The 11,250-nt window shown below is 53.2% G+C and carries 9 protein-coding genes and 1 other RNA gene; 2 read left to right on the top strand and 8 right to left on the bottom strand.

From position 1 onward, the window contains the following. Positions 1–270: 270 nt before the first annotated feature. The 3 genes from LBR61_02950 to LBR61_02960 all read right to left on the bottom strand — a co-directional run bounded on the left by LBR61_02950 (position 271) and on the right by LBR61_02960 (position 4,257). The gene (locus LBR61_02950; GenBank protein ID MDR1731030.1) at positions 271–1,821 is read right to left on the bottom strand and encodes an aromatic amino acid ammonia-lyase; all 1,551 of its coding nucleotides are present in this window, start codon (positions 1,819–1,821) and stop codon (positions 271–273) included. Between the two features lie 54 nt (positions 1,822–1,875). Then, on the bottom strand, positions 1,876–2,868 hold the full coding sequence (locus LBR61_02955; GenBank protein MDR1731031.1) for an ornithine cyclodeaminase family protein: 993 nt from the start codon (positions 2,866–2,868) through the stop codon (positions 1,876–1,878). 327 nt (positions 2,869–3,195) lie between these two features. Then, positions 3,196–4,257, bottom strand: coding sequence for a putative sulfate exporter family transporter (locus LBR61_02960; protein MDR1731032.1), 1,062 nt, complete (start codon positions 4,255–4,257; stop codon positions 3,196–3,198). Positions 4,258–4,405: 148 nt separating this feature from the next. On the opposite strand from LBR61_02960, the gene LBR61_02965 reads away from it, so the two are divergent. Continuing rightward, positions 4,406–5,365, top strand: a complete 960-nt coding sequence (locus LBR61_02965) for a LysR family transcriptional regulator (protein MDR1731033.1) — start codon at positions 4,406–4,408, stop codon at positions 5,363–5,365. 79 nt (positions 5,366–5,444) lie between these two features. Here LBR61_02965 and xth read toward each other — a convergent pair whose 3' ends face one another. From xth to ffs, 4 genes are all read right to left on the bottom strand, one after another. Then, complete coding sequence (gene xth / locus LBR61_02970) at positions 5,445–6,242, bottom strand: exodeoxyribonuclease III (GenBank protein MDR1731034.1); 798 nt, start codon at positions 6,240–6,242, stop codon at positions 5,445–5,447. A gap of 22 nt (positions 6,243–6,264) precedes the next feature. Then, a complete protein-coding gene (locus LBR61_02975; protein ID MDR1731035.1) occupies positions 6,265–7,815 on the bottom strand; it encodes an AMP-binding protein in 1,551 nt (516 codons plus the stop codon). Between the two features lie 103 nt (positions 7,816–7,918). Then, entirely contained in the window at positions 7,919–9,460 is a 1,542-nt protein-coding gene (locus LBR61_02980; protein ID MDR1731036.1) for an AMP-binding protein, read from the bottom strand. Positions 9,461–9,592: 132 nt separating this feature from the next. Further along, positions 9,593–9,692, bottom strand: an RNA gene (ffs, locus tag LBR61_02985) — signal recognition particle sRNA small type. Positions 9,693–10,136: 444 nt separating this feature from the next. Here ffs and LBR61_02990 point away from each other — a divergent pair. Beyond that, complete coding sequence (locus LBR61_02990) at positions 10,137–10,997, top strand: MerR family transcriptional regulator (GenBank protein ID MDR1731037.1); 861 nt, start codon at positions 10,137–10,139, stop codon at positions 10,995–10,997. A 64-nt stretch (positions 10,998–11,061) separates the two neighbouring features. On the opposite strand, the gene LBR61_02995 is transcribed toward LBR61_02990, so the two are convergent. After that, a partial coding sequence (locus LBR61_02995; GenBank protein ID MDR1731038.1) for an FAD-binding oxidoreductase occupies positions 11,062–11,250 on the bottom strand: 189 nt, incomplete at its 5' end.

Here is an 11,250-nt window from a genome sequence, read left to right on the forward strand (position 1 = left end):
TTCAGCAATCCCATTTTTCATGTCTCCCTTCAGTAAAAATACCTTTTACGTTAAGTTGCTAAATATTAGCACATAATTTATAAAATTATATGATTATTTTATAAAAATACCAAACAATAATGAAATTGCATCCCTATACGCATCCGGATGCACAGGAATCACCCGTTTTTCCCCGCAGGTCTTCTACACAGTTTGCGTAATCGTGTACCGAAAAAAACGCGCAACTCCGGGAACAGGCTGACAAGATTAATGCAGAAAAGGTCAGCGGCTCTACTGAACCGTCAGTCCGGCCGCTTCAGAAAGATTCCCGCTCTTCACGACCTGACAGGCTTTTTCGATATCCACGGAAAGGTTTCTGTCTCGGTCGTACCAGGGGACGGTTTTACGAAACAGGGTCCAGGCGGCTTCCGTGCCCTTTCCCAGAGGCAGGTCCGGATCCCTCTGACGACGCAGAGTGATGGCTTGAGCGGCATGCATCGCCTCCATACCGAAAATATATTTCAGGTTATCGACGATCCTGCGAAGACGCTGAACCACATGAGGCATGTTGTTGGCGTGATCTTCGATCTCACCGGCAACCGCCATGAAGTCCACTGTCGAAGGATTCGAAAGATGCCGAATTTCGGTGTCCAACAGTGTATAGGTTTTTTGAATTGTACCAAAAGCGTGCACATGCGCTTCTTCGTCGGGAGAGAGAAAACGGGGCAGTTTGGTGAAAGCGGGCGTTCCCAGCTTGATCATACGGTAACAGGACATCCGCGACACGTGGCTCAGAACGATCCCCAACATCTCGAACCCCGCCGTGATCGTGGTCGTTTCGAAGTTGGAGCAGGAGATAATACGCCTTTCGTCCAGCAGAAGGCAGGGATTATCATCGGAGCAGTTCATCTGAATCAGGGCGTACTTTACCACGTACTCCAGCGCGTCCCGGAGAGAACCGTGAATATAAGCGCCTCCCCGAAAACTCAGAGGATCCTGAACAGGCCGTTGGGGATCGGGAGACCAGAGAAAACTGCCCTCCAGAAAATCCCGCACCAGCGCCGCGCTTTTGGCCTGTCCGGGGAGCCTGCGGGCTTCGTGGACCCTGGGATCGAGAGGGGAGGTATTCCCATTCAGGGCCTCCAGAGAAAGGGCGTAAATCAGGTCCGCCTGATTCACCAGGTTCAGCAGATCGAGGAGTATCAGAGCCCCCTGCCCCATTCCAAAGGCGCTGGCGTTGATGATGGCCAAAGCGTCTTTCGGCCCCGGAACGATTGTCCGCAACCCGGCCAGGCGATGCGCCTCGGAGGAGGTCATGCGTTCACCCTTATAAATCACGTCCCCTTCTCCGATCATCGCGAGCCCGACATGCGCCAGCGCCGTAATGTCGCTTTCTCCAACCGAGCTTCGCTCCGGAATAACCGGATGCAGACCAAGATTCAAAAATTCCATGAAACGATGAGCGATCTCCGGCTGAATTCCGGTGTTGCCCCGCAGAAGGCAATTCAGGCGAATCGTCATGGCCGCCCGAACTTCAGGTTCCGAAGCCGCTTTTCCCAATCCAACGGCGTGGGAATGGATGACGTTTTCGTTGTACTGTTTAAAATAGTCCTCCGCAATATGTCTGTCCCTGTTCCAGCCCACTCCCGTGTTGAATCCGTACACGGGCACGTTCTCCCCCGCCAGATCGTAAACCAGCTGTCGGGCGGCGCTGAGACGCTCCTCGGCTTCCACGGCGATTGCCACCTCCGCGCCTTCATTGGCGATCTTTCCAAGGCTCTCCAGATCCAAATCGCTGCCGTTTAAAATAATTTTCAGAGAAATCCCTTCTTTCCAGCGCATTCACCTGTCACAATAATGCGCCACTTCACTCCGGTAATCTCTTCTTAATCGATATTATCGATATTTCAGTTTCGTCCCCAGACCTCTTTCCAGAGCCTTACTGTAAATCAGATACCCCAGGGCGATGTCATTGATGGAAAGTCCCCTGTGCCAGAACAGGATGCGTTCATCCTCTCTTTCTCTGCCCGCTTTCCTGCCCGCCGCGATTTCACACAGCTCCGCATAAAGCGTCTCCTCCGAGAGTTTGCCCGTTTCCACGTGACGTCTCAGGCTTCCGAGAACTCCGCCCCTGCACTGCCCCCAGTCATCAACCACAAGTTTATCCATGACGTCGGTCAGAGAAAGCTCCACCGCGCTGACGGTCCCATAAGGAACGACGAAGGTTCCCGGCTCCACCCATTCGGTTTTCAGCAGAACCTGCGGTTCGATCAGCCTTGTGGCCTCCACCATGATGTCCGCTCCTTTCAGACAGCTTTCGCTGTCAGGGGCTATGACAACCGGTTTGCCGAGACGTTTGCGAAGCCGTTCCGCAAAATTTTCGGCAGACTCCCGGCGTTTACTGTTGACGCGGATCTCCTCGAAATGGTAAAGATGATCCAGGAGCACGACGTTCCAGAAAGCGGTGCCGCGAGCGCCCAGGTGGCCCAGTATCCGGTTTTTCTTTTTCGCCAGATATTTGGCGCCCACCGCGGTAAGCGCTCCTGTACGCATGTTGGTTATTTCCGTGGCGTCAATGACAGCCAGGGGCGCGCCGGTATCCGGATCGTAAAGGTTGAGCAGAGCCATCTCCGAGGGGAGGTCTTTTTTGTAATTGTAGACATAATCCCCGACAACTTTCACTCCGGCCACTCCAAGAGGTTCGATATAACCTCTCAGAATATTGAAATGCCCGTGAACGTCCGGCTTTGGGAAAAGATGCACTCTGGGCTCAATGACCGTCTTCCCATTTCCCTGCGCAATGATGCTGTCCTCTACAGCGCCGAGAATTTCGTCGTTGGAGAGGTCAAGTTTTTCGATGTCCGGTGCGTTGACAAATAAAATATCCATTGATGCCTCCTCTTCTTTGTTCCTCAAAAGGAATCTGAATGAAAAAGTTGAATTTTTGCTGGCAGCGTTTACGAACGCTCTGCCGGTTGAGCTGATCGAGAAAACTCTTTTCTCATAAATATATACTATTCCTATAAATAAAATATAATTAAATTTGTTGTTAATATTATGTCTGATAAATTGAGCTGTCAAGTCGGCCCAAAATCGCAGGAAAGGATTGTTGCCGAAAGAATTGTTGTCAAATTGAAATCGAAGGTCTGACGATGCAGTCAAACACCCCTGATTGAAATATTTATAGTCGAAGTTTAAGTTTTAAAAGTTTAAGTTTTAAAGATAAATGTACAGAAACGCAAACGCTGTTATGGAAATCCACGTGACGCAGCCCAGCAGGACGGGCTTCAGGCCTCTGGTCATAAGATCGCGGAATTTTATTTTGAACCCCACGCCGCAGAGCGCAACGGTCGTGAGAAATTTGCCGCAGGTCCTGAGAACGGCCTCTATCTCCCCCTCCGAACCGGTGAGCGCTCGGGACAGGCCGGAGATGAGCCCCAGAGAGTTCAAAACGGCCATGGTGACAAAACCGACGATGACCCAGGGGAAAACCCGACGCAGCGTTGAATACACGGAACCCCGGCTGTCACATTCCAGAACGTTCCGCCGGGCGGTAAAAATGGAGAGAAAAATCGCCAGAGGTATCAGAAGCGTGGTCCGCGCAAGCTTGACCGTAAGCGCAAGGTTCAGGTTCTGTCCCGTCAGGGCGTTAAACGTCGCCTCAGCCGCCGCAACGCTGGACATGTCGTTGACCGCGCCTCCGATCAAAATGCCCGTCTGTCCATTCGTCAGCCCCATGCCCACAGCAAGCCAGGGAAAAACGAGGGCCCCTATGATATCGAAGAAAAAGATCGCCGCCATGGCGTACGCAATCTCCTCTTCCGCGGCGTTGATGACGGACGCGGCCGTGGCGATGGCCGTGCCGCCGCAGATGGAGGTCCCGCTTCCGATTAAAATGCAGGTATTGGAGGTCATTTTCATCCGCCGTCCCACATACCCCGACACCAGCAGAGCGATGACGATGTTGCATATCAGCATTGGGAGCGCTCTCCCGCCGGTCCCCATCACCTGATGAATGTTGAGAGTCCCCCCCACAAGCACTATCGCGCAATTAAGAATCGTTTTGGAAGCAAATTTCGCTCCTTTTAAAAATTCTGCCCCCATATGTACTGTATTCATGATAATCATGCATATAATCAAACCGACAATCGGTCCGCTCATGAAATGCTGTAATTTACTGACAAAAGTGGAAAGAAACGCGATGATGAAACAAACCAGCACACCGGAGATTTTCGTATTCAATTTGGCTTTCCTCCTGTTTTTCGGCGACAAAAACACATATGAACCTGCAAAAAGCGGGTTAATCGAAAAAATTTATTTTTATCCAACAATCAAAATATGGTAAAGATACAACTTGTAAGATCATCTGTAAAATACTAATATTTTAAGTACTCATTAGCTTTTACTTATGGGAGGAGAGATTGGATTGACCTTACGGCATCTTCAGATCTTTCTTGCCGTCGTTCGGTGCGGCGGCATGAGCGATGCGGCGAAAGAGCTGTATATTTCTCAGTCCGCCGTGAGCCAGGCCATTGCGGAAATCGAAAGCATGTATGACGTGAAGCTGTTCGACCGGCTTTCCAAAAAACTGTACATCACCTGGGCGGGAGAACGGCTTTTTGACTGCGCTTCTCCTTTGGTGGGTCTGTACGACCGGATGGAAGAGGTGATGCGCTCTCCGTCGGTCAGGAGGCTGCGTCTTGGCGCGACGCTGACGGTGGGAACCTGCATCTTCAGCGACATCGTAACGATGTACAAAAAAATACAACCCGAGGTGGACATCCGCGTGGTGGTCCAGAATACCAAAGAAATCCAGAGGGAGCTTCTTTCCGGAGAGCTCGACCTCGCTTTGGTGGAAGGAACGATCGACGCCGCCGAACTGATTTATGAACCGGTTATCAGGGACCGTCTCGTTCTGGTCAGCGGCCCCGACAGCCCCCTGACGGAAAAAGAATCCGTGGACCTCAGTTATCTTCACAAAAAGCCGGTAATTCTCCGGGAAAAAGGAAGCGGAACGCGGGAATCCTTCGAACAGGTCATGGCCGCAAACGGATACGAAATCGACTGCGTTTGGGTGTGCCACAACACCGACGCCATCAAGAACGCCGTCATAGATGGACATGGGCTGACTGTTATCTCCTATCGCCTGGTGCAGCGGGAAATATCAAGCGGAGTAATGCACGCCTGCCCCATCACCGACTACACAGGGGATCGGTCGTTTGCTCTGGTCTATCACAGAGATAAAAATATCTCTCCCTGGTTCATGGATTTCATGCGCATCTGCCGCGAGTACGAGGAGACCTCCGACTTCGACGGCCGTTTGCAGAACAGGCGCGAGGAAACGGAGTGTTCGACCAAAAGATCGAAAAACGGCCTTCCCCGATGAATAAATACCAGGGAGAGGCCGTTTTCATGTGACAGGAGTAAAAAAGAATAACGAAACAAAAATCCCGTATTTTACATTTTTATATTTCGAAGTCCGCGATAACGGGAGTGTGATCCGAGGGTTTTTCCCAGCCCCGGGGCTCCCGGTCCACAAAGCAATCCAGGGTGCGCTCCGCCAGAGCGGGAGCGGCCAGGACGTGGTCGATCCTCCATCCCGTGTTCCGGGCCAGCGCGTCCTTTACCCGATAGTCGAAAAAGGTGAAGGTCCCCTCCTCCGGATGGAAGCGACGCAGCATGTCAACGAGTCCCCAGCCCACCGTCTTTTCGAATTTCTCCCGGATCTCATGGTGACAGCACACGTGGTTCCGTTTATTTTCGGGATGAGTGACGTCGATGTCCGTGGGCGCCACGTTCATATCCCCGACCCAGACGAAACGCTCCCCGCTTTTCACCTCCCGGGCGAAAAAATCCGCCGTTCGCTCCAGAAAACGCTTCTTCAGGGCGTAATCCGGATGGATGATCTCCTTTCCCTGAGGAACGTAGGTGTTGAGAACGGAGATTTCCGGAATCCTCATGAAAGCGACCCGGGTGGGAAAATCAGGGTCCTCCCCGTCTCCAAAACCAAACCGAACCGCAGACTCGGCAACCCCGAGTTTTTTCGAAACGACAAAGGCCACTCCGTTGTAGGATTTTTCACCGCAATACCGGGCTTCGTACCCCATCGCCTCGAAAGCCGCCGCCGGAAAATCGGCGTCGACAACTTTCGTTTCCTGCAAACAAAGTATGTCCACTCCCGAATCCGGCAGCCAGCGCTCCAGAATGGGCATTCGGCTGCGCACCGAGTTGACGTTGAACGTCGCAAGACGCAGTTTTTTCATATATCCGCCTCGTTTCTGATTTTTATTCCCGTTCCCGTTCCCGCAGAACCCGACGAAGGATTTTACCCGTTCCGGAAAGCGGGAAGTTATCCACAAACTCAATTTTGCGCGGCACTTTAAAGTGCGCCAGCTGCTCCTTGCAGTACTTCACGATCTCCAGCTCCGTTATCTGAGCGCCTTCCTTTTTCTGGATAAAGGCTTTTGGCACTTCTCCATTGACCGGGTGCGGCATACCCACCACGATGGCCGTTTGAACCGCGGGGTGGGCGTGGAGTACCAGCTCCACTTCCTGGGGATAGACGTTGAACCCGCCGACGATGATGATGTCCGTCACCCGATCCAGGATTGTAATGTATCCATCCTCGATGCGCACGTAATCGCCGGTGTTGAACCAGTCGCCGTCGAAGCGCTCGGCCGTCATGTCGGGAGCCTGAAAATATCCCTTCGTCACCGACGGGCCTCGAACCCACAGAACGCCCTCGTTTTTATCCGTTTTAAGACCTTTTTCCGTGCGAAGCTGCCATTCGTATCCCTTCAGGAAGGGCCCCACCGTCCCCTGACGATGTTCTTCGTAGCTGCGATTCACCGCCACCACGGGGGACGTCTCGGTAAGACCATACCCTTCCATAATGTCTTTCCCCGTAATGCGCAGCGCCTGTTCGTGCAGATTGGGGCTCAGGCGATCTCCCCCGGTTATCATGAGTTTTGCCTTCGCGAAAAGATCCTTCGGAGCTCCTCCCCGGTCCATGGCCCCCAAAAGATAGGAAAAAATGGTGGGAACGGCAAGCAGAACATTGGCCTCGCTTTCGACAATAGCCCGCACCGTCTGGTTGGGAGGGAGAAATCCCGGGACAACGACCAGCGCGGCCCCCATCATCAAAGGCATAATAATGGTAACGGTATATCCGAAAGAATGAAAGTTGGGCAGAACCAACAGAAAAATGTCATCCGGCTTCAGATCTCTCAGCGCGTTCCAGGTGCTGACGCAGTTGTCGTAAAGATTGCCGTGGCTCAAAGGCACGGCCTTGGGAAGCCCCGTGGTTCCGGATGTGGCAAAAATCACCGCCGTGTCCGGAGTTTCAAGAGAAGACCTTTTCCCCTTCATTTCCGGCAGAGGGCCCAAAGGACCGCAGGTGACGCTGTTAAAACCCTTTTCCTGCAGGGCCGTCCCCGCCTCCTGCCGTATGGCGTCGGAGGTGATGACGAGAAAAGGATCGACCAGTTCCAGCGTCCCCAGCAAGGAGGGCATCCCCGACTTTACGTTCAGGAGGGAAATCGTTCCCCCAAGACGCCAAACCGCCAGCGACAAAGCCGGTATGATGGGGCAGTTCGCCATCAGCACGGCCAGCCTCTGTCCCTTTTCGAAACCCGATTTTCGCAGCGATGCCTCGCAGTCGTCCGTCAGCTTCAGGAAATCCGCCTTCGAATACCACTGACCGTCCCACCAAAATCCCTTTTCCTCCGCGTTTTTTTTCAGTTGCGCATCGATGACCCTTTCCAGCCTCACAGGAGCGCCGTTCCCCTCTCCGGTCAGGCCCTGCTGAAAATCCGACCCCGCATTTTCCTGTCTCACAAAAGCACAACTCCCATCCCGTCAGGTAGATTTATATCATTAACGCCCTGCAGTTCATTCGTACCGTAAAAATCCGGATTCCGAAAAAATATTGACAACAACCTCATGTGTTCTTCGACTCTTCTTTCGATTCTTCCTGTTTTGATTCTTCTTTCTCACGTTCACGGAGAACCCGGCGCAGGACCTTGCCCGTGCCCGACATGGGGAAACTGTCGATGAATTCCACCCTGCGGGGAACCTTGTAGTGGGCAAGCTGTTCCTTGCAGTAGTGGATAATCTCGGACTCTGTGGCGTTCATTCCCGCCTTTTTTTGAATCCAGGCCTTGGGAACCTCTCCGCTGGCCGCGTTGTGTATTCCGATCACGATCGCGGTCTGCACCGCCGGGTGAGTCTGCAGCACGGCTTCCACCTCCTGGGGATAGACGTTGAAGCCCCCGACGATGATGATGTCCGTCACCCGGTCGAGAATTCGAACATATCCGTCCTCGATGCTCACGTAATCGCCGGTGTTGAACCAACCGTCGTCGAAGCGTTTATTGTCGACCTCCGCCGTTCTGAAATACCCCTTACTCACGGAGGGGCCCCGCACCCACAAAACACCCTCATTGCCCTCCGCGGGTTTTCCGTATTCGGTACGGAGCCGCCACTCGTACCCTCCCAGAAACTCCCCCGCCGTTCCCAGTCTGCGGCGCTCCATGCTGCCGTTGAGAGCCACCACGGGAGCGCACTCCGTAAGGCCGTAGCCCTCCAGAACACCCACCCCCAGAAGCTGCTGCACTCTGGAATCCATGCGGACGTTGAACCGGTCTCCGCCTGCCACCACCAGCTTGACCCCTTTGGGACGGGGCGCGCCCTTTTCGATGAGGGCCAGCAGAAAACCCAGCATGGCGGGAACCAGAATGACCACATTGACGGGAGCCTCGGCAATGGCCGCCAGAGTGCGGCTGGGCGGCATGAAGTTCGCCACGATGGCCTGAGATCCCTTTAAAATCAGCGGCAGAAGGTAACCCGACATGTAGCCGAAAGCGTGAAAGTTGGGAAGAACGTTCAGGAGGACGTCTCCCTCCTTCAGGTCCCGCAGAGTTTCCATGGCTCTGCGGCAGTTGTCCAGAAAAGCGGTATGCAGGGTTGGAACCGCTTTGGGAGTCCCGGTGGTTCCCGACGTGGAGAAGATGACCGCGATATCCCGGCTCTCCGGGGTGGCAGGGCGGCCCTGAAACTCAGAAAGCGGCCCCAGGGGGGAACAGAGGGTGTGAACCCAGTTTTCCTTCTCCAGCACCGAGCCGATTTCTCCCCGCGTTTCCTCGGACAGCACCACCGCGAAGGGCTCCAGTAACTTCAGGGTTCCCATCAGGGAGGGAATTCCGGATTTGACATTGAGGGGGCAAAAAGAGCCGCCAATGCGCCACACGGCCAGAGAAAGCGCCAATACCATGGGGCAGTTCGGCATCAGGACCACCAGACGCTGCCCTTCCGTAAAGCCCGACGCGCGCAGCGCCGCCTCGCAGGCGTCGGTCATATTTTTCAAAAAGGCCTGATTGTACCACGTCCCCTCCCACCAAAAACACCGGCTTTCTGGCGACCTGTCCAGTTCTCTTCCAATGACGAGCTCCAGTCTTTCAGGTCCTCTGTTTTCTTCAGTCAAGGTTCCAGCCTCCTTTGATCGTACGTTTAACGAACGGGATAAAACTCATATCGACCTCCAGATTATAACCGGCGTTCAGGTAACGCCTTACCACAGTATGCAGTATAATGATACAACATTGCCCCCCGTTGCGGGAACCCAGTAACCCCATGGCACCCGAAGTGCACCGCTTACTGCTGCTCCCTTCCGGGCCTGACAGGATTCACGGGTCTTCGCCGCACAGGACTGAGCCCCCGCACCGGGGGGCGGTAAAACGTGGCTAAGTATACAGGGAGGACATTTCTTTTTCAAGGGGAAATCTGAATTGGTATTGGGATGGGGTAAAAATGCAGGTCAACTCAATAACAACATCGGCGAAAGCCTCTGCACTCGTATTGCCTCCGACTCTTACGGGGACATTCACGTCTGCACTGCATTGAGTTGCCCTGCAACCGGGAAAAAAAGAAGCTGCAGCCCCTTTTCGCCCGTAACATCGGGGTTTTTCCCTCCTGCTGATATTACAATAAACTATGCTGTAACAACCATGTCAAGTCTTTTTGTTCAAATAAGTAATTCTACTGGATAAGTGTTTCTGTCAGAATGAAGCGACATTATCGTTTTCATCAAATGACATATCGATCATGCCCGGATGATTTTATTCGGTACAAATTCGTTGAATTTTAAGGAGAAACTGTCGATGGAACAACACACAAGCGCGATTGCGGGATTGCTTTCTGTAGGAGAATTGGCTAAATTTGCGCGAGTTACGCGAACCACGATACGCCACTACAACAATCTGAAACTGATCACCCCCGCTCTGAGGGACACAAATCGTTATCGTTATTATTCCTTCCGTGAAATCGCGGTCATCAACCTGATCGTCACTCTGAGAGATCTGGGGGTGCCCCTCAAAACAATCGTCAGGCTCCAGCAGACCCGCACGCCGGAAAAAATGGTGAAGCTCTTCGAAGAGCAGAACGGCCACATTGAAGAGGGCATCGCGAAACTGAGGCGATCTCAAAAACTTTTGCTGACCCTGAAATCCATCATCGAAAACGGAATCGCCGTGGAGGAAGAAAAAATTGAGGTTCACTGGGCCGAGGCCGAAACCATTCTGATGGGACCCCAAATCGACTATTCCCAGGGCCGGTCCATCGAAGAAGCCACCCTCGATTTTTATAAATACTGCAAAAAATTGAATCCGAACCTGGATTTAAACTATCCCGTCTGGGGAATGTATTCTGAAAAGCGGATTAAAAAAGGCGACTGGGTGGGGCCGGACCGTTTTTATTTCCGGATGCCGGACGCCCCCGACGAAAAACCAAAGGGCTGGTATCTGACCGGATATACCCGGGGGAACTATGGACAGAGCGACGCCCTGTACAGAAAGCTCCTGGACTACGCGAAGGCTCACGACATCGAAATTTGCGGCCCCGCCTGGGAAATGTACCCCCTCAACGAGATTTCCATCGCAAGTCCGGATGATTATCTGATGCGCATCTCCATGACCGTAAAAAACACAGCCGGAAAAAAGCGTGACCGTAAAAACCCGCCCTGAAAACCTGTTCAAAGGGCGGATATCCGACGGACGACCTGAGTCTGCGCCGGATATCCGAAATAAACTATTTCTCTTCCCGGATCAGCTTGCCGGGGTTCATGATCTCCAGAGGATCGAAGGCCAGCTTGATCGCTCGGTGTATTCCCGCTTCCTCGGGGGTCTTGGACGCCAGCAGCGCGGGCAGCTTCAGATATCCCACTCCGTGCTCTCCGCTGCCCATCCCTCCCAGTTTCACCGTCTCCGCTATCAAATC

It is taken from the genome of Synergistaceae bacterium, assembly GCA_031272035.1.
Classification (GTDB): Bacteria; Synergistota; Synergistia; order Synergistales; family Aminobacteriaceae; genus JAISSA01.

Bases quoted from the DNA above. Each gene is read 5' to 3' on its own strand.
- LBR61_02955 (MDR1731031.1), bottom strand. From the start codon at position 2,868: ATGGATATTTTATTTGTCAACGCACCGGACATCGAAAAACTTGACCTC.
- xth (MDR1731034.1), bottom strand. From the start codon at position 6,242: ATGAAAAAACTGCGTCTTGCGACGTTCAACGTCAACTCGGTGCGCAGC.
- LBR61_02950 (MDR1731030.1), bottom strand. From the start codon at position 1,821: ATGCGCTGGAAAGAAGGGATTTCTCTGAAAATTATTTTAAACGGCAGC.
- LBR61_02990 (MDR1731037.1), top strand. From the start codon at position 10,137: ATGGAACAACACACAAGCGCGATTGCGGGATTGCTTTCTGTAGGAGAA.